Source organism: Alteromonas gracilis, assembly GCF_002993325.1.
GTDB classification, from domain to species: domain Bacteria; phylum Pseudomonadota; class Gammaproteobacteria; order Enterobacterales; family Alteromonadaceae; genus Alteromonas; species Alteromonas gracilis.
Genome location: NZ_PVNO01000005.1, coordinates 146,944 through 166,597 on the forward strand (window position 1 = coordinate 146,944; position 19,654 = coordinate 166,597).

At 43.9% G+C, this 19,654-nt stretch carries 15 protein-coding genes; 11 read left to right on the plus strand and 4 right to left on the minus strand.

Going from position 1 to position 19,654, the window contains the following annotated elements:
- Nucleotides 1-110: 110 nt before the first annotated feature.
- A complete protein-coding gene (locus C6Y39_RS03410) occupies nt 111-1,613 on the plus strand; it encodes an Hsp70 family protein (RefSeq protein WP_105929921.1) in 1,503 nt (500 codons plus the stop codon).
- Nucleotides 1,614-1,693: 80 nt separating this feature from the next.
- On the opposite strand, the gene C6Y39_RS18710 is transcribed toward C6Y39_RS03410, so the two are convergent.
- A complete protein-coding gene (locus C6Y39_RS18710; protein ID WP_014947869.1) occupies nt 1,694-1,861 on the minus strand; it encodes a hypothetical protein in 168 nt (55 codons plus the stop codon).
- A 203-nt stretch (nt 1,862-2,064) separates the two neighbouring features.
- On the minus strand, nt 2,065-4,896 hold the full coding sequence (gene uvrA, locus C6Y39_RS03415) for an excinuclease ABC subunit UvrA (protein ID WP_105929922.1): 2,832 nt from the start codon (nt 4,894-4,896) through the stop codon (nt 2,065-2,067).
- Nucleotides 4,897-5,271: 375 nt separating this feature from the next.
- Here uvrA and C6Y39_RS03420 point away from each other — a divergent pair, with 375 nt between their 5' ends.
- Nucleotides 5,272-6,609, plus strand: a complete 1,338-nt coding sequence (locus tag C6Y39_RS03420) for an MFS transporter (RefSeq protein WP_105929923.1) — start codon at nt 5,272-5,274, stop codon at nt 6,607-6,609.
- Between the two features lie 29 nt (nt 6,610-6,638).
- The gene (locus C6Y39_RS03425) at nt 6,639-7,223 is read left to right on the plus strand and encodes an HAD family hydrolase (RefSeq protein ID WP_105929924.1); all 585 of its coding nucleotides are present in this window, start codon (nt 6,639-6,641) and stop codon (nt 7,221-7,223) included.
- 12 nt (nt 7,224-7,235) lie between these two features.
- Here C6Y39_RS03425 and C6Y39_RS03430 read toward each other — a convergent pair whose 3' ends face one another.
- On the minus strand, nt 7,236-7,853 hold the full coding sequence (locus tag C6Y39_RS03430; RefSeq protein WP_240618797.1) for a hypothetical protein: 618 nt from the start codon (nt 7,851-7,853) through the stop codon (nt 7,236-7,238).
- Between the two features lie 195 nt (nt 7,854-8,048).
- Here C6Y39_RS03430 and C6Y39_RS03435 point away from each other — a divergent pair, with 195 nt between their 5' ends.
- Nucleotides 8,049-8,912, plus strand: coding sequence for an alpha/beta fold hydrolase (locus tag C6Y39_RS03435; protein WP_105929925.1), 864 nt, complete (start codon nt 8,049-8,051; stop codon nt 8,910-8,912).
- A gap of 401 nt (nt 8,913-9,313) precedes the next feature.
- Here the strand turns inward: C6Y39_RS03435 and C6Y39_RS03440 are convergent, their stop codons facing one another.
- Complete coding sequence (locus C6Y39_RS03440; RefSeq protein ID WP_105929926.1) at nt 9,314-10,315, minus strand: LacI family DNA-binding transcriptional regulator; 1,002 nt, start codon at nt 10,313-10,315, stop codon at nt 9,314-9,316.
- A 322-nt stretch (nt 10,316-10,637) separates the two neighbouring features.
- On the opposite strand from C6Y39_RS03440, the gene C6Y39_RS03445 reads away from it, so the two are divergent.
- The 7 genes from C6Y39_RS03445 to C6Y39_RS03475 all read left to right on the plus strand — a co-directional run bounded on the left by C6Y39_RS03445 (nt 10,638) and on the right by C6Y39_RS03475 (nt 19,519).
- Nucleotides 10,638-11,660 carry an aldose epimerase family protein gene (locus tag C6Y39_RS03445; protein ID WP_105929927.1) on the plus strand — a complete coding sequence of 341 codons (1,023 nt, stop codon included), beginning with the start codon at nt 10,638-10,640 and terminating at the stop codon, nt 11,658-11,660.
- Nucleotides 11,661-11,828: 168 nt separating this feature from the next.
- Nucleotides 11,829-12,884: a UDP-glucose--hexose-1-phosphate uridylyltransferase gene (locus C6Y39_RS03450; RefSeq protein WP_105929928.1), complete on the plus strand. Its 1,056-nt coding sequence runs from the start codon at nt 11,829-11,831 to the stop codon at nt 12,882-12,884.
- A complete protein-coding gene (gene galK / locus C6Y39_RS03455; RefSeq protein WP_105930017.1) occupies nt 12,877-14,016 on the plus strand; it encodes a galactokinase in 1,140 nt (379 codons plus the stop codon). The genes C6Y39_RS03450 and galK overlap by 8 nt, the downstream gene beginning before the upstream one ends.
- A 368-nt stretch (nt 14,017-14,384) precedes the next feature.
- Nucleotides 14,385-15,947, plus strand: coding sequence for a sodium/sugar symporter (locus tag C6Y39_RS03460; RefSeq protein WP_105929929.1), 1,563 nt, complete (start codon nt 14,385-14,387; stop codon nt 15,945-15,947).
- 265 nt (nt 15,948-16,212) lie between these two features.
- On the plus strand, nt 16,213-16,797 hold the full coding sequence (locus C6Y39_RS03465) for a single-stranded DNA-binding protein (protein WP_105929930.1): 585 nt from the start codon (nt 16,213-16,215) through the stop codon (nt 16,795-16,797).
- 214 nt (nt 16,798-17,011) lie between these two features.
- On the plus strand, nt 17,012-17,968 hold the full coding sequence (locus C6Y39_RS03470) for a hypothetical protein (protein WP_240618798.1): 957 nt from the start codon (nt 17,012-17,014) through the stop codon (nt 17,966-17,968).
- Nucleotides 17,969-18,232: 264 nt separating this feature from the next.
- Nucleotides 18,233-19,519: an alpha/beta hydrolase family protein gene (locus C6Y39_RS03475; protein WP_240618799.1), complete on the plus strand. Its 1,287-nt coding sequence runs from the start codon at nt 18,233-18,235 to the stop codon at nt 19,517-19,519.
- The last annotated feature ends 135 nt before the right edge of the window (nt 19,520-19,654 follow it).

A 19,654-nucleotide genomic window follows, 5' to 3' on the forward strand; every position in this document is an offset into this window, starting at 1 on the left:
GTAAGGGATTGTGTTGAAGGTAAATCGTTGTGTTTTGATTACCTTACAGGGGTGTGCCGTTAAGTGCTTTTGCATTACAATCCGCTTCTAACTTTTTGAGCGAACATACTATGACTGCGATTGGGATTGACTACGGTACATCAAATTCTGAAGTTGTGTATTTTGATGGAACGGCCCATCAGCACATCAAGCTTGACCCGCTAGATAAGAAGAGCAATAAAATCCGTTCTTCGGTGTTCATCTATTTTGAAGATGAACTGCCGCCGCCACCTGATGTGATGGTCGAGGCAAAAGTTGCACAGCTACAGCGCGTTATCAGTGAACAAATAGATAAAGCAAAAGACGGTTACTATTCGGCGAAAGACCCAAAAGAACAGGCGATGTATAGCGACCGTATCGACTCGTTGCGCGGTGACCTTCATAACAAGCCTGCATTACAGCGCAAAGCTATTGCACAGTTGATGCATGCTATGTCGCTAGATGAAATTCCGCTGTTACGCTTAGTAGAACACGGCAAGTTTGCCTTTGGTGAAGAAGGGTTTAGACGCTTTCTTAAAATGCCTGATAAAGGCCGGCTTATCTATTCCCCTAAGAACTTTTTAGGCGCATCGCTAGACGGCGACCAAAAACAAGCGTTCATCGGTATTATTGCTAAGCAGTTGGCATACTTTAAACAGTGTGCAGAACAGCAGTTAGGCAAAGCTGTTAATAACGCTGTTATTGGCCGGCCCGTTAAGTTTCACGGTACTCGCGGTGAAGAAGGAAACATCCAAGCCATTCAAATTATGACGGAAGCGGCAACTAAAGCCGGGTTTTCAGGGGTTAATTTCCTAGATGAACCTATCGCTGCGGCGTACAAAATTGAGCAAACTTTGCCTAAAGATACCACCACGCTCATTGTTGATATTGGTGGGGGGACAACGGATATATGCTGTATTAAGCTTTCGCCGGAACGTTCAAACCAGCTTGATCGCAAAGATGATGTTCTGTCGGTAACAGGTAGACGTTTAGGCGGTATGGATTGCGATAAAAGCTTAGTGCTAAAAGGTATAGCGCCTGAAATGGGTATGGGTCTTAAAATGATTAACGGGCTTCCCGTTCCACCCACCTATTTTTCAGACATGTGCGCCGTTGATAACATCCCGGCACTAACCCGCTTTTTCTCTGACGATTATGGGCTAGATATTTCTCAAACCATGTCGGTAATAAAGGAGCCTGCTCAACTAGAGCGCCTGCTTATTGTGCAAGAGAACAAGTTGTCTGCCCGCGTTGTCAACTCAGCGCGATTAGCCAAAGAACTACTTTCTAGCAAACAGAACATTACTTTACCGCTGCACTATATTGAAGATGACTTTGATGTAGAGATTTCTCAAGATTCACTTAAAAAAGCACTAAAACCTTGGCTTGATAAAGTGAAAGCGTTGGTAGTGGAATGTTTGGAAAATAGCAGTGAAAAACCAGAAGTGGTGATGATAACCGGCGGTATGAGTTTATCGCCAATCGTCGTTGATGCGCTGTATGAAAACCTGCTTACTGGTTTACCTCGGTTAGAGAATGACGCATTCAACTCGGTATGCGAAGGGTTAGCTATTCAAGCGGCTAAGCACGCTTGATATGGCCTAGCTTCCTTTAAGCATTATACCTAGCACTAAGCCTTAGCGTAGTAGCGCTTACTACGCTAAGGCTTTTTTGATCAGTGCTTAAGAATATTGTGCTCTTTGAGATAAATCGCGATAGCCTCTGGCGACTCGAAAGCTTTTAACAGCATTTCTTGTGCGCGTGCTTTTACATCATTGTCTTCTGATGACGAAAGTAGGTGGTACCATGTTTTCACTAAGGCTAGTGGCGGCGTTTGAGTCATTGGGTTTCGCTCCAGCAATTCTAACTGCAAAATTCACTTAAATCATCGTAACGTATGATTTGCCAAAACAAGCTCTGACCAGCGCGAAAAAACGAAAAAATCATCGAATAAAACGCACTTTTTACAGGTTGCCGTGTAATTTACACAGCAACCTATTATAAAAGCCGCGCGTCTTATTACGATGTTAATCGCTCAACGCAAGCTTAAGCTTGATTGAGCATGGGCTTTAGGAATCGTCCAGTATGTGAAACTTCTTGTTGGGCCACATGCTCTGGTGTTCCCTCTGCAATAATCTGGCCACCTCCGGAGCCGCCCTCCGGTCCAAGGTCAACAATCCAGTCTGCGGTTTTAATTACATCGAGGTTATGCTCAATAACCACAACGGTATTACCGTGATCGCGTAGTCGGTGAAGTACCGCTAATAACTGTTTAATATCGTGGAAGTGCAAACCTGTTGTCGGCTCATCCAAGATATAAAGCGTCTGCCCAGTGTCTCTTTTTGACAACTCTTTTGCCAACTTAACTCGTTGAGCCTCACCACCAGATAAAGTAGTAGCAGCTTGCCCCAGTCGGATATACGACAAGCCCACATCCATGAGTGTCTGCAATTTACGTGAAATAGCCGGAATTGCATCAAAGAACTCACGGGCATCTTCAACAGTCATTTCCAACACTTCATGAATGTTCTTATCTTTGTACTTTATCTCTAACGTTTCACGGTTGTAGCGTTTGCCCTGACATACATCACATGGCACATACACGTCTGGCAAAAAGTGCATTTCCACTTTAATTACGCCGTCACCCTGACACGCTTCACAGCGACCGCCCTTCACGTTAAAACTAAAGCGGCCAGGCTTATAACCCCGTGAACGCGACTCTTGCGTTCCCGCGAACATTTCACGAATAGGTGTGAAAATACCAGCATAGGTAGCAGGGTTAGAGCGAGGTGTTCTGCCAATTGGGCTTTGGTCAATATCAACCACTTTATCTAGCTGGTCCAACCCCGTCATCGCTTTGTGTGGTGCTGGTTCAGCTGTGGTTGCTTTGTTTAATTCTCGCTGTGCAATCTTGTAGAAAGTGTCGTTAATTAACGTCGACTTGCCAGAGCCGGATACGCCAGTAACACAAGTCATTACGCCTGTGGGAATGCGCAAATCCACAGACTGTAGATTGTTACCCGTTGCGCCGGTAAGCTCTAACCACTTATCGTCTTTAACTGGCGTACGAGACGCCGGAATGTCAATTTTTTCTCTTCCTGAAAGATATTTTCCTGTGAGTGAATGTTCACTATTTTTAATATCTTCTAAAGAGCCTTCAGCAATAATTTCGCCACCATGTACCCCAGCACCGGGACCGATATCGACGATGTAGTCTGCTTCTCGAATGGCGTCTTCATCGTGCTCTACAACTAAAACAGTATTTCCCAAGTCACGTAAATGCGTAAGGGTATTAAGCAAGCGCTCGTTGTCCCGTTGATGCAGCCCGATGGAAGGTTCATCCAACACGTACATTACGCCAACGAGGCCAGCGCCAATTTGGCTGGCAAGTCGAATACGCTGAGCTTCACCACCGGATAAAGTATCGGCGCTTCGCGACATTGATAAGTAATTTAGACCCACATTCACAAGGAAGCGCAGACGGTCCATAATCTCTTTCAGGATCTTCTCAGCGATTTGCGCACGCTGTCCTTCCAGATTCAGCGTTTCAAAAAAGCTATAAGCATCAGCAATGGACATATTTGCAATGGCTGGCAAATTTGTGTCCTGAATAAACACATTGCGCGCTTCGACGCGAAGGCGAGTGCCGTTACAACTGCTACAGTGCTGTTGGCTCAAATATTTAGCGAGTTCTTCGCGTACAGAATTAGATTCTGTTTCACGATAGCGGCGCTCCATGTTCGGAATAATGCCCTCGAAAGGATGCTTGCGCTCCATTACATCGCCGCGCTCGTTAATGTACTTAAACGAAAGCGATTTGCCTTTAGAACCATAAAGAACAATATCTTGGTGTTCTTTATCTAAATCTTCGAAGGGAGCCGTTAGGCTGAACTTGTAATGTTCAGCCACTGCTTGAAGCATTTGGAAATAATAGTAGCTTCGTTTATCCCAACCTCGAATAGCACCGCCTGAAAGGCTCAACTCTGTGTTACCCACTACCCGAGCCGGGTCAAAGAACTGTCTCGTTCCTAAACCGTCACAGGTAGGGCAGGCACCGGCAGGATTGTTGAACGAAAATAAACGAGGTTCTAGTTCACTGATACTGTATCCACAGTGCGGGCAGGCAAAGTTTGCAGAGAATATAATTTCCTCTGCATCCTTGTCGTCCATATCTGCCACAACTGCATTACCGCCCGCCAAACTAAGCGCTGTTTCAAAAGACTCGGATAGGCGAAGGGCCATATCGTCGCGTACTTTGAAACGGTCCACTACCACCTCGATGGTGTGCTTCTTGTGCAAGTCTAACGGAGGAGGATCAGATAAATCGCACACTTCACCGTCTATGCGGGCACGTATAAAGCCCTGTGCTGATAAATTTTGCAGGGTTTTGACGTGCTCACCTTTACGCTCTTTCACGATAGGCGCTAATAGCATTAGCTTGCTGCCTTCTGGCATGGCTAACACTTTATCCACCATCTGGCTTACCGTTTGCGCATCAAGCGGTACATCGTGGTCAGGACATCGAGGTGTGCCTACTCGAGCAAACATTAGACGCAAGTAGTCGTAAACTTCGGTAATCGTTCCCACCGTTGAACGAGGGTTATGTGACGTTGATTTTTGCTCAATGGATATTGCAGGTGACAAACCCTCAATATGATCAACATCGGGTTTTTCCATCATAGAAAGAAACTGACGAGCGTAGGCAGACAAAGATTCAACGTAACGACGCTGACCTTCTGCATAGAGCGTGTCAAATGCAAGAGACGATTTGCCCGAGCCGGAAAGGCCGGTAATCACCACCAGTTTGTCTCGTGGCAGTGTTAAATCGATGTTTTTCAGATTATGGGTGCGAGCACCGCGAATTTCGATTTTATCCATTGAAGCCTAAATGAGAGTTAAAGAATCAGTATGCCATAGGTGTCAAGTAAAGTGATATGACAATCAAGTTATACTGTGAGTGGAGAGAGCAGATCACCTCGCGGAAATAAGCTCACGAACACAACATCCGAACTGCATTGTAAAATGGTGATTTTATCCCCACTTTTAAACCCCTTAAGGTGCAAAAGGGCCAAAACAATCTCATCATTGAGAAAAGCACCAATTGTATTAATCGAATTTAAGGTAAGTGGGCAATTGTCTATGCGGACTGGTATTATGCTACACTTCGCGGCCTTGTTATTATCGCTGCAGAAACAGGTGTTCTCTGCGCACGATTTTGTTTTTTGATTCTATTTATTGAGGGACACAGACGCTTTGAACGCTTTGGAATTGCGCGCCGCGCTTGCACTCGCCTCCGTTTACGTTTTACGCATGATGGGGTTGTTCATGGTTATGCCCGTGTTGGCTGTGGCCGCGATGGACTATCCAGATTATTCGCCATTGTTGGTTGGACTTGCTGTGGGCGGTTACGGCTTGACGCAGGCTGCGCTTCAAATTCCCATGGGCATGATGTCTGATAAATGGGGACGCAAGCCTGTTATCTTGTTAGGGCTTGCTGTATTTGCAATAGGAAGCTTTGTGGCGGCCAATGCCGACAGTATGGCCATGATGATTGTAGGGCGTATTCTCCAAGGTGCTGGGGCAATAGCAGGCGCAATAATGGCCTTGGCTACCGATGTAAGCCGCGAAAGCCAGAGAGCGAAGGTTTTAGCAATTATCGGGATCGCTATTGGTTTTTCATTCTATCTAGCCGTAATTCTAGGGCCGCTCATTGCCAACAGCTATGGTCTCGCTGGTGTTTTTGGTATTACGGGCATATTGGCCATCCTATGTATGCCATTGGTTAAATGGGTAGTGCCAAACGGTGTGCAGTTAAGTAGTGGCGATACACTGCCACAAAAAGATCAGTTAAAGCGCTTGGTATTCTCTTCTCAATTATGGCGTTTAAACATTAGCGTTATGATTTTGCATATGATGATAACGCTACTGTTCGTGCAACTGCCGGTTACGCTTCTGAATTTTGATATGACGTTAGACAGTCACTGGACGGTTTATTTACCTGTTCTAGGCGCGTCAATTGTTGGTCTAATTGTAATGATGGGAGCAGCAAGAGGTCGTACGCCTAAATCACTCCTTATAACCGGCGTTGTGTTAATGGGTGGCGCGTTTTTAGCGCTGAGTTTAGAAGATAATAGCTGGTGGTGGGTAACTGCGGCGGTAGTCTTATTCTTTACCGGGTTTAATTACTTAGAAGCGAACTTTCCAGCCTTAGTATCTAGCATTGCCCCCGCAGGTCAAAAAGGCACGGCGATGGGACTTTATGCAAGCTTTCAGTTTTTCGGCGCATTCTTAGGCGGTGTAATATCTGGATTGGTTACGGATATATGGTCGCAAGAGCTGGCCTATGGTATCGGTGCTGCAAGCACGCTCGTATGGCTTTTCATCATTTTCGGTGTAAAAGAGGTGAGCCGCGTAAAACGGGTGATGATGCATGGACAATTCAATGATACTGATATTGATGTTATCGAAGGTCAATTAATGTCGGTACCAGGTGTACTTGAAGTAACCTTGAACACTGAAAGCAACGCAGTCTATTTAAAGGTCAATCGAGATTTTGACGCGGTCAAAGCAAAAGATGTTTTAACAGCATAAAAAGACTTTATGAAAGGAAGTCCCCAGCCATGATTGACTTAAGTAACTACAAAGCCATTATTTTTGATATGGATGGCACACTCGTCGACTCAATGGGGGCACACATTGATGCGTGGCAACTGACTTGCAAGGCATTCGATTATCCTTTTGACCGTGCATATCAGCACAGTCTCGGCGGTGTACCTACAATCGAAACGGTGCAATTGATGAATGCGAAGTACGGTAAAAACCATAACCCTTCAGAGGTTGCCGTATATAAAAAACAGGCGTTCGAACGTTTGGATCATATACCGAATTTAATACAAGACACGTTAGAGGTATTTAATCACTATAAAGCGAGCATGCCGATTGCTGTAGGGACGGGTTCCGACAAACAACATGCGCAATGGGTATTAGATAAACACGGTCTTTTATCTCAGTTGTCCGCCCTAGTCACTTCTGATGATGTAGCTAATGGAAAACCTCATCCTGAAACTTTTGTGCGAGCCGCAGAACTCATGGGTGTTGACCCACAATTCTGCGTAGTTTTTGAAGACACTGAGATGGGAAGAAAAGCAGCGCTAGATGGTGGAATGTCGTGTTTTATGATCGAAAACAACAGGCTTGTGTATTAGCGCTATTTTAAGCTAGACGGCGTGCTCCAGTTCGCTCAATGCATCGCCACACTTATGTAACAGTGAAGACTTTATGCGTTTTGTGGCATCAATAATGGCGGTTTGCATCGCGTCAATAGCAATTTCGTTACTGTCTTTATGATTACTATCCTCTATCACATTCACGCTTTGGCCGCGAAACGTAGCTGAAGGTGAGAATTCGTTAGCATTTCTGGGTTTATACATTACGTCGAGCACGACAGTCGCAACCATGTTACTCCCTAAGCTTTTCACAAATGCGCGGTTTAACACTATTTTCACGCTGTTGCCTGCTTCATTATTTGGGCTAACATTCATAGCTTCTAGGCTTTGCTGCAAAAGCGTGTATAAAGTATCTTCAGTGACATTTCTGCTTCCTACAAGTAAATCTTTACTTGAGCGTGAATCAGTGAGTTCTGCTAAGTTTATCGGGCACGCTTTAGCTTTAGACATGGCGAGTTGATACTCTTTTCGCTGGGCTTCAGGGATCAGGGAAGAGTCTAATTCTGGCGATGTAGACTCGCAGCCTATCAACAAAGCTAGTGCACAACAGGCAAAAAATAGGCGCGACGCTGGCTTAATTTTAAACATAGAAAATGTTAATTTTTTCATTAAGTTATTTTTGTTCTGTGCGGATAAACTACACTCAAGTATATGAAAATTAATAGCGCGAATAAACAGAACAACTGTTGCAAACTGTAACAGCTTATTTAGCATAGATTTAGCGTGAAATCTGAACAATGGCGTAATTGAGAGCCAAATCATTCCAGCATTTCACAGTAATGACTCAACACGGACAGTTTTTAAATGACGACCTTTAAAAATACACTTTTCGGCTTGTTTTTATGTGTTTCTCTTAGCGGATGCGCAATAAACGTTTCTCCCTCTGCTTTTTTCTACCAAGACTCAGAGCAACAGCCGTTGGATGTCACCAAGCTACATGCGGCTATTCAAAACGATAAAACGGCAGCGGGTATTACCCGTGTTGAGGTAAAGAATAAAGAGGGTCTAGTTCTACGAGGCGTTGCTGTATCTTATCCCAACCCAATTGTTAACATCGTATTTTTTGCCGACAACCGTATGCCTATAAGTGAAAACAACAGTGTTATTCACAGATTGGGTAAGTTGCCAGCCAACATTTTATGGTTAGATTATCAAGGAGTGGGGGCCAGTGATAAAGCAAAAGACTTGAGCATTAACGCTATTAAACAAGATGCCTTAACGCAATTTGACTATGTAGAAAGTGCTTTTGATGCGTCCATTCCAACCATTGTGCATGGTCGAGGAATTGGCAGTTATTTTGCCAGTTATGTTGCAGCGAATCGAAAAATTGATGCTTTGGTTTTAGATGGGGCTTTCAATAATATTTCAGATTTGATTGCCAACATGGTGCCAGGGTTCTCTAACTCAATTACCATGATGAAGCTACACGACGAAGTCCATAGCATGCAAATTGCGCCCATATTGCGCCACTACGATGGCCCGCTTTGGTTAGTAGTAGGAGAGAAAGATAAAATTACCCCTTACCCTATAAGTCAACAGTTGCTAGAAGATGCAGCAAGCAGCGAAAAATACATTTCTGTAATCCCTGATGCTACACATAGCGCAACGTTGAAAAGTGATTACGCGATTAAACAATACAGACAGTTTTTATCAAGATTCGCAAATTGAGCACAATATTCCTCGCTGTGGATAACTAGTGGAAAACCTTGTTGGTAAGTCTGTTAATAGCCATATACGGCAACTGATCACGATCATTCGGATTTCAGCTGGTCGGATCACGAAATGCTAGTTAAATCAAGCGCTGTAGCGCGATTGGTTCAGATCACATTGTTTTTTGATCGTAAAGGTCCATAGGATCAAGCAATTTTCTTGATTGGGGATAAAAATTAAAAACAAAACGATCAAGTGGATGATTTTGTCAATACACTAGTGCTATGAATTTTTTAGAACGTGGCTGAACAAGAATGCACCAAAATACGATTAATCAGCCATTTGCGCTCGCGTTAATTTAAGCACATACCCGCGGTCTGCAGGTATGTTTTTCCCTAGGATAAATTTGGAAAGTGAGTTTAGACTCTTACGATTGAATCGCGCTTAACTACCGTTGGCGTATATTTAAACGTGAGCCCGTCCTCTGGCATACTTCCCGATGCGTACTTTAATGCCAACTCAGCTGCTTTTGCTGCCATCATTTCAACAGGGTAGCGAAGGGTTGTTAATTTAGGACGGCAGTATTTGGCAAGGAGAACATCGTCATAACCCATTACTGATACCTGGTCGGGAACGGCAATACCGTGGTCTTGCAGCATGGTCATTGCGCCAGATGCCATAGCATCATTATAAGCAAGCACTGCCGTAAACTTAGCACCAGTTGCCAATAAATTTTGCATCGCCAGTTCCCCACCTTCTTGGTCTGGCGTAGCATACTCAATCATACTCTCAGGCAAACTTAAATTTGCGTTGTCGATAGCGTTTCTTATACCTTCAAGACGATGGTTAGGGTCGTCTATTCGGTATTGACTGCTAATAACGGCAACATGCTTATGGCCTTGGTTAATCGCATACTCGGCCATTAATCGACCGCCGGTTACGTTGTCCAGCCAGACGCATCGATTTGCAATTTCAGGAATATAACGGTTTATAAGTACAAAGCCTGGAACTTGTTTGGCGAAGCCTATCAGTGTTTCATCATCCAAGGCCTTACTGTGAACAACCATGGCTTCTACGCGGTGCTCTAATAGTGTTTCAATAGCGCGAAGCTCGGTTTCTTTTTCTATAGAGCCAGCACTAAGAAGTATTTGTACATTATTCTTGCGAGTGACTGATTCCACACCATGAGCGAGCATGGCAAAAAAGGGGTCGTGAAGTTCGGCAATAACTACACCTAAAGACGCGCTTCTTTTAGTTACAAGTGCACGCGCATTAGCATTGGGGCGATACCCCATTTCTTCCATGATTTTCTTAACCCGTTTTCGGGTGTCGTTACCCACTTTAGGGCCGTTATTAATCACTCGGGATACTGTTGCCAGGGAAACTCCGGCGGCCTGGGCTATATCTTTTATTGTTGCCATGTCTTTATTAACTTCGTTTTTTGCGTGGAAGGCCGTTACAGGCGTTAGCTATAGCGTACATTATATTTACAAAAAAAGATAAAACATCTCAATTTGGCAATGGTAAGCGGGTTTTAGATGATGTCTAACGCATCATTAGAAAGCTTACAATTAAAGAGGTCCCACCTTTTATTTTTATCAGGTTAAAGACTGTAAATGCTTATGGAAAACGTATAACCTTTCTACGGCTCAAACACTAATTTCGATAGCTGTTGTTCACAGCGATATGCCAAAGGTACGCTCTGTTTATCTTGTTGGCACTTACTAAGGTAAATAACTTGTTATGAAAATAAATGTTTCTGTATTCGGTGAAGTAGACGGCAAGGATGTTTGTGCATACACGTTAAATAACACCAATGGCATGTCCGTAACTTTGCTTAACTACGGTGGTATTATTAAAGAAATAAACGTAACCAATGCACAGGGCAGGGTAGTAAGCTGTGTTCAGACATTTGATACGTTGCAGGAATATATAGATGACCCAAGTTATCGTGGGGCAATCGTTGGTCGCTATGCTAACAGGATTGGAAACGGCACTTTTACGTTAAATGGCGAACAATACCAGCTAGATAAAAATGGCGGTGAACACAACCTTCACGGCGGCCTTGCAGGCTTTCACAAAAAAGTATGGCAAGCGAATGTGCAGGACTTAAGTGACAGTGCTAGCGTTACATTTAACTTAACCAGTCCAGACGGAGAAGGTGGCTTTCCCGGAAATGTAGAGGTTTACGCTCGTTATACTCTTAATAACGATAATGAGCTTTCACTTGAACTATCAGCCACAACAGATAAAGAAACACCGCTTAGTTTTACTCAACATGCTTATTTCACTTTAAGTGAAGAAGCAAAAGTAGGTACAACGCTACTGTATATTGATGCTGAAACAGTAACAGACGCTGATGATACGTTGCTACCAACTGGAAAATTAGTTGAAGTACGCGATACACCGTTCGATTTCTTAACGTCTACGGCAATAGCGAAAAGAGCAACTCAACATCAATCACATCCCCTATTTGATATGGTGGGCGGTTACGACCATAACTATGTGCTTCGTGCGCCGGGTGGTAGAGAGCCACAAGCGACGGTTAATGCTGTTGATACGGGAATTACGATGGCGTTATATACAACATTACCCGGTTTGCAGTTCTACACAGGGAATCTTCAAAATGATGATCAGCTTGGCGCACTGTGTTTAGAGCCTCAGCATTTTCCTGATGCACCGAACAAGCCCGAATTCCCCAACTGTTTTGTAAAACCTAATGAAACTTTCAAAGCTTCAATTAAATATACGTTTAGCACTCTTTGAATTGGCTATAATGGCAAAAGAAAATTAATTGTTATCAATTTAACAATTAATTTTCTTTGTTCCTTAATTGATAAAAAGAGGAGCTTGATATATTATTGAAAGGGTAAACGTTTAACCCTTTGAGCTTTACGCGCTATTGCGTAGCTGGCCAATTCAGAGAGAGTGATTATGGGAACTCCTTTCGACCCTACAAATGATCCACATCGCCGTTACAATCCGTTGTTGGGGGAGTGGGTGTTAGTGTCGCCTCACCGAGCGAAGCGTCCTTGGCAGGGTGCTTCAGAAGAGCCTAACAATGAGCAAAAGCCATCTTATGATGCGTCATGCTATTTGTGTCCGACCAATACGCGAGTAAATGGTGAAGTTAATCCTGATTATAAAGGGACATTTGTTTTTCAAAACGATTTTGCTGCCCTTAAGCAAGACACTGAACAAGCAAGTGAAAAAAGCGGCCTATTTCAGTTTGAAACCGAACAAGGCTGTAGTCGCGTCATTTGTTTTTCACCTGATCACAGTAAAACCTTACCTGAACTCACTGACGATGAGCGTGTAGACGTAGTAAACACGTGGAAAGCGCAAACCGAAGAACTCGGCAAAACCTATCGCTGGGTGCAGGTTTTTGAAAACAAAGGTTCGATGATGGGGTGTTCGAACCCACATCCTCATGGTCAGGTATGGGCACAGCAACACGTGCCTACTGACCCAGCGAAGAAAGTAGTGCAGTTAAAACAATACTTTGGTGATAATGGAACGCCTATGCTTCTTGACTATGCAGAGCAAGAAGTAGCAAAGCAGGAGCGCGTAGTATGCCAAAACGATGATTGGGTTGTGGTAGTTCCGTATTGGGCAGCATGGCCATTTGAAACTCTTTTATTGCCGCGTTTTGATGTTCAATCTTTGCATAAGCTTTCAGATTCCCAGTCCCTTTCACTTGCCAAAATTATTGGTGAGATAACGGCGAAATACGACAATCTATTTGAAACGTCTTTTCCATATTCTATGGGATGGCACAGCGCGCCATTTGATAATGAAGGCCACCCAGAGTGGACGCTACATGCACATTTCTTCCCTCCATTGTTACGCTCAGCCAGTGTGAGAAAATTTATGGTTGGTTATGAAATGATGGCCGAAGCGCAGAGAGATTTAACGCCAGAACAAGCAGCAGACAGATTAAAAGCACTTCCCACAGTGCATTATAAAAAACGTGAGAATGCAAATGGATAACCAAGTACTTTCAAGTAAGTTTGAAGCGCAATACGGTCATGCACCGGCACTTATCGCGCATGCGCCTGGTCGAGTTAATCTAATTGGAGAACACACCGATTACAATGAAGGTTTTGTGTTTCCAGCTGCAATTAACTTTGGTACTTGGGTTGCGGCAACCAAGCGCGAAGATAATGACATCTTGGTTACTGCGATGGACTATGAAAACCAGCAAAACCAGTTCTCATTGTCAGATATTAACTACGACGAAGAGCAAGGTTGGGCAAACTACGTTCGCGGTGTAGTTAAAGTATTAAAAGAGGCCATGCCAGACTTTGCTGGTGCCAATTTACTGGTAACGGGTAACGTACCGCAAGGGGCGGGTTTAAGTTCATCGGCGTCGTTTGAAGTGGCTATTTTAAAGGCGCTTAGCGCCTTATATGAACTACCGCTAGACGGTGTGCAGGCTGCGCTTCTCGGTCAAAAAGCTGAAAATACTTTCGTGGGTTGTTCATGCGGAATAATGGACCAGTTAATATCAGCCATGGGTAATGAAGGTATGGCGATGCTGCTTGATTGTCAGTCACTGGCTATCGAACACTCCCCGCTACCTGAATCGCACCAAATCGTTATCATTAATTCGAATGTAAAACGTGGCTTGGTGGACAGTGAGTATAACTTGCGCCGCCAACAGTGCGAGCAGGGGGCTTCTTTGCTTGGCGTAACATCATTGCGTGAAGCAACAATGGAGATGCTCGAAGAAGCGAAAGCCCATATGCCAGAAGTGGTTTATCGTCGTGCAAAGCACATTATCACTGAAAATGCGCGAACACTTACCGCGAGCCACGCCTTAAAATCTGGGGATATTGAAACAGTCAGCACTGCCATGGCACAGTCTCACGTGTCTATGCGTGACGATTTTGAAATTACCGTTCGCCCGATTGATTATTTAGTTGAGATCATCGATGAAGTACTCGGTAAAACAGGCGGTGTTCGCATGACTGGCGGCGGTTTCGGCGGCTGCGTAGTTGCACTAGCTCCCACTGATAAAGTCGATGCAGTAAAACAAGTGGTCGCAGATAAGTACTTTGACGAAACTGGTTACCATGCAGATATCTACGTGTGTACCGCAACACAAGGTGCATTTGCGTAGGCTAAATATCTCGAAATGTTTACTGTTTTTTAACGCAAAACTCTCCCTTTTCCAAACAATCCTATTCGTTAGAATTGTTGGTGTCCCTTAGGCCGCATCTATACGTTGCGGCTTTTTTTTACATAAAACGCACATTTCCTATTAAAAAAAGTAAACAAAGTGTGATACTAATAGAGCCGCAAACGCTAGCAGCCTATATGAACGTTCTTAGAGCGTTGATTATGCAATTAGTGGGTTGTTAACGCGTCTTTTAAATTGACGTGACACTGGTGTGGCAAAACCAAATAAAATAATAAAAACAATTTTTCACCTGTGTACCCTGCATACAAAAATTCGCCGCACCCAAAATAAAAACTTTGGGAAAAACTATGAAATTAGCATCATTAGATATCACTTTATTTGTGATATACGTCGTCGCGCTTATTGGAATTGCGTGGTGGGTATCTCGTGAAAAGCAGGGTCACCAAAAAGACACCAACGATTACTTTTTAGCAGGCTCAAGCCTACCGTGGTGGGCGATAGGCGCATCCCTTATTGCTGCCAATATATCAGCCGAGCAAATAATTGGTATGTCTGGTTCCGGCTATCAACTAGGGCTCGCAATTGCGTCCTACGAGTGGATGGCTGCAGTTACGCTGCTTATCGTAGGTAAGTTCTTCTTGCCTATTTTCTTGAAACATAAAATTTACACCATGCCACAGTTTTTAGAGCAGCGTTACGACCATCGCGTACGTAAAGTTATGGCTATCTTCTGGCTGGGTGTTTATGTTTTCGTAAATCTCACGGCTGTGCTTTGGCTTGGTGCGTTGGCAATTAACACCATCGCAGGTGTGGATATGATTTACGGCATGATGTTCCTTGGCCTTTTCTCGCTTACTTATTCTCTTTACGGCGGCTTGAAAGCGGTGGCACTGACAGACATTATTCAAGTTGTGTTACTTGTTCTTGGTGGATTATTTCTCTCTTACACTGCGCTTAACCTTATCAGTGATGGTAACGGTGCGATTCAAGGCTTTATTGACTTGACGAATAAACTGCCTGAAAAGTTCGATATGATATTGTCGAAAGACAATCCACACTATATGGATTTGCCGGGCATTTCAGTGTTAGTAGGTGGTATGTGGATAATGAACCTGTCGTATTGGGGCTTTAATCAGTACATTATTCAGCGGACGTTGGCTGCGAAAAGTGTTCAGGAAGCACAGAAGGGTATCGCATTTGCTGCTTTTCTAAAGCTACTTATGCCGCTAATTGTCGTGCTGCCTGGAATAGCTGCGGTACTTATCGTGCCTGACTTAGCTAAGCCGGACCAAGCTTATCCAAGTTTAATGACCCTTATGCCAGTCGGGCTTAAAGGTATCATTTTCGCAGCCTTAGTAGCGGCAATTGTGTCATCACTAGCGTCTATGACAAACAGTGTATCCACGATTTTCACCATGGATCTCTATAAAGATAAGCGCCCGAATGAATCGCAGCAACACTATGTCAAAGTAGGCCGTATCGTGAGTTTTGTTGCATTAATTATCGCAATGGTTGTTGCCAAACCCTTATTAGGTAACTTCGATCAAGCGTTCCAGTACATTCAGGAGTTCACGGGTTTCTTTACGCCAGGTATATGCGCTCTCTTCGTATTAGGGATGTTTTGGAAAAGAACCACCGCAAACGGAGGGCTGCTTGCTGCACTTGGCTCTTTTGTTCTAAGCATTTTATTTAGACAGTTTTTGCCAGAGCTGCCATTTATCGACCGAGTCGGTATTGTATTCTTGCTTTGTGTAGGCCTAGCTGTAGTCGTGTCTCTTCTTGAGAAAAAAGGCATTAGTGAAAATGCGGTAGACGTGAATGACGTACAGTTTAAGACCACTAGTGGATTTAACGTAGCGTCAATTGCTGTGGTGTTGCTCACCGCTGCATTCTATATCACGTGGTGGTAGCTAGCAGTAAGGGCGTTTTTAACATAAATGTCTTACCGTGATTTGCTAAAAACAACGCGAAAGTTCAGAGGACCTCAATAAGGAATTTTGTTAAATTCTAGGGGACATTGCTGTTAGTAGCGAAAAAGTGGGTCGAAAAACTATAATTTTCCCCTGCAAAATACGATATACTAGCGGGCTAATTATCGATGAACTTTCGCGCTTGCTGATGTCTGAATAAGAAGATTCATGCAGCAAGCCACTAAAAACGTTACAGGAGACATCAATGGCAACGAAAGGCGTTAATAAGGTTATTCTTGTTGGAAACCTTGGCAATGATCCTGAAGTTAGATACATGCCTAACGGAAACGCCGTTGCGAACTTAAGCCTAGCAACTAGCGAAAGCTGGAAAGACCAACAGGGTCAGGTTCAAGAGCGCACTGAGTGGCACCGCCTTACTATGTATCGTCGCTTGGCCGAAATTGCCGGAGAGTACCTGAAAAAGGGCTCGCAAATTTACGTAGAAGGTAAATTGCAAACGCGTAAGTGGCAAGATCAGCAAGGTCAAGACAAGTACACCACTGAAATTATCGTAGACCAAATGCAAATGCTTGGCGGTCGCGGCGGTGAAGGTGGTGGCGGTAACGGTGGTTACCAGCGTCCTCAAAACAATCAAGGTGGCTATAACCAAGCACCAGCGCAGGGCGGCTATAACCAAGCGCCACAGCAAGGCGGTGGTCAACAAGGTGGTTATAATCAAAACCAAGGTGGCGGCTATAATCAAGCCCCTCAAGGTGGAAATCCGTCTCAGCCTAAAAATCCGCCAATGGCTGAACCTGATTTTGATTTCGACGACGACATTCCGTTCTAAGAACGAACAAAATGTAGAATGTTGAAAAATTCTCTAGAAAGCCGCTCCTTAGCGGCTTTTTTTTTGAGCTAAATTCAGCGAATTATGAGACTGAAACCAATAATTTTGTATCCGACTAATGTAAGATCACATTCTAGTTATATCCACAGCGCCGCATTTAGACAGGTGATGGATAAACGTCATTAAATTTCACATCCAAGGGTAGTCTTATAACGTGTCGGTATTAGCAAGATTATTCGTTTTTGCATTTTTCAGTATTAACATCAGCGCTTCAATAGCTCAAAATAATGTTGAGTGCGACGTTGAAGGTTGTGATGAGAAGAAGCCTACCATTATTTGGATGCGTCCACCTGAACTTGGTGTTGAAGGGCCTGGTATTACTATTACATCTGGCCCGGTGTATGATCTCATGCTTCATCTTTCTAGTTATCTTGAAAGTTATAGCCACCAATTTGAAGCCTACCCAGTTAAGCGTGCCTGGTCGTTAATTCAACATGAAAAGTCGTCTCAAAAGGTCTATTGTTTTTACGGCGCGTCATACCAAGAAGAGAGAACGAAATGGGGGTATTATTCTGAACCTACCTCTATCAATTTGCCTTTACTTGTTGTGTCAAGAAAAGCGCTCCCACCTTTAATCGATGATGAAGAAAATGTCGGCTTGTCACAAAGTGTGAAAGGCTTGTTTGAGTCAGTTTCTTTGCAAGCTGTACTCAATCAGAACTTAAAAACAGTGCTCTACAAAGACGTAAGTAACGCTTATGCACGAACCGTCGAACAGTGGGCAACAAAATCCAATGTATTAAGAGTGCACAGTCTAGGTAGAGACCTGGGCATGCATACCATCGCATTGCTTAAAACCGGCCGAATTGATTTTGGTTATGTCGGTCCCCGTGAAATAGCTGCATTATCAAAAGAAGAACTCGACACCTTCCATGTGTATCAAGTAAGTGAACTGTCGGAAGAGTTGAGAGGGACAAAGCGCTTGCTATGTTCAAAGACAGCGCTAGGGCAAGAGGTAACAACGAGTTTGAATCAAGCGCTAGCGCGTATTTTTGCCAATCCTGAAAAAAGTGAAATTTTGAAAAATGCTAATTTCAGCGCCGATGGTTATTCTCATCGCCTTAGGCCCTTATTTGATGAACGATGGGATACTTTTCTGTCGAAAAAGTAAACGCTGGGTAGCACGTTTAACCTCTTTCTCAGTGCCTTTCTTACAGGGCTATGTGGATCTTTCTAAATAGTCCATAACCTATTCCCTATACCCTTTAACGTAAACTGTATAGCTTTTGTCGTTGTTGCTGAGCCCTTATATTGGCTGTTTTATTACTGCTTCTTATTTCGTTTAATCAGCAATAATAATGGAGGTTTACTTGTAAGGAATTCGTGAGGCGGTATTATAAATTTGCCTGTCAATAACAAGAAAATTAGCCAAATTATGAAAACGTTAACCCTGCTCTGCGGCGCTGCTGCACTCGCGTTTAGTACTACTTTGTTACCTACACCGGTTTCTGCAGCTCAGAACCTTTATAAGCCTTTTCCAGCGGATGTTATGCCATCGCTAAGCGAGAAAGGCGCTTACGTCGTTGGCGTAAAAACCATTGAAGCGACCTACCCAGAAAAAGTGAAAGATATTGCTGGAAATGATGTAGAGCGCAAATTGACGCTAGAGGTTTGGTATCCGGCTTCAAGTGCTGCAAAAACGGCAACGTATGTGAATGAAACGCGAAGCGGTCAGGTGTTTGAAATTGAAGCTGATGCAAGCCGCGATGCGCCTATTGCTAAAGCAGAATCTAGTTACCCTGTGATTGTTATTTCTCACGGCTATACTGGCTATCGCACACTTATGTACTATTTAGGTGAACACCTTGCGTCTCACGGCTATGTAGTTGCGGCCATCGACCATACAGACTCCACAAACAAAGACGTGAATTTTGCAGAAAACCCGTATTCTGGTTTTCCTAGCACATTGTTAAATCGCTCTCGAGACCAAGTTCTAACCTTGAACAGCATCAGCGAACATGAGTTTTTTAGAGACAGCGTTGATGCAAGTAAGGCAGGGGTTATCGGCTACTCAATGGGAGGCTATGGAGCGGTAAGCACAGTAGGCGGCTGTTATGCTTTTAATGACCAAGCGGCAGCGACCTTCACCGGTACACAAGATCCTAAAGTGGCAGCGCTTATCAAAGACGCGCTAAACACCTGCGCAGGTGGTAACGACAGTGGTAAAGATGTGCTTCCAGCATGGAAAGCAGCGCTTGCGCTGGCACCATGGGGCGGGCAACATCAGTTATTTGATGTTGAATCACTAAATAATATTAAGGTGCCGGTTCTTTATGTAGCGGGTGATAACGACGATATATCTGGTTACGAGGGCATTAAGTGGCTATTCGAAAATACGGGTAGTGAAGGCTCTAAACTACTTACCATCAAAAACGCCCGCCATAATGTAGCCCCTCATCCGGCACCGAAAGAAGCCTATGGCAGCGAGTTTGATTTGGGAAGCTATATAGAACCTGCGTGGGAAGTGCAAAAGCTGAACGCTATCAATGAGCACTTTGCATTGGCACTTATGAACTGTCACGTGAAATCGATGTCCGATGCTTGTGAACTTCTGAATGTTGAAGGCTCTAGCGCACAAGAGCCGGTTGATGGCAAGAAACCTGAACCGTGGAAAGGCTTTGATGACCGATGGGCATTAGGCCTAGAAATGCAAGGCAAATAATGATTTTAAGGGGCGCTATGCGCCCTTTTTTATTTCTTGTTACATATTTGCTTAGAAATTCACATGTTACTGCTTTAACGTAGATTTTTAGCATTTCCTTTTGGCGTTGCTTGACCAGTGCTGTTACCTTTTTAA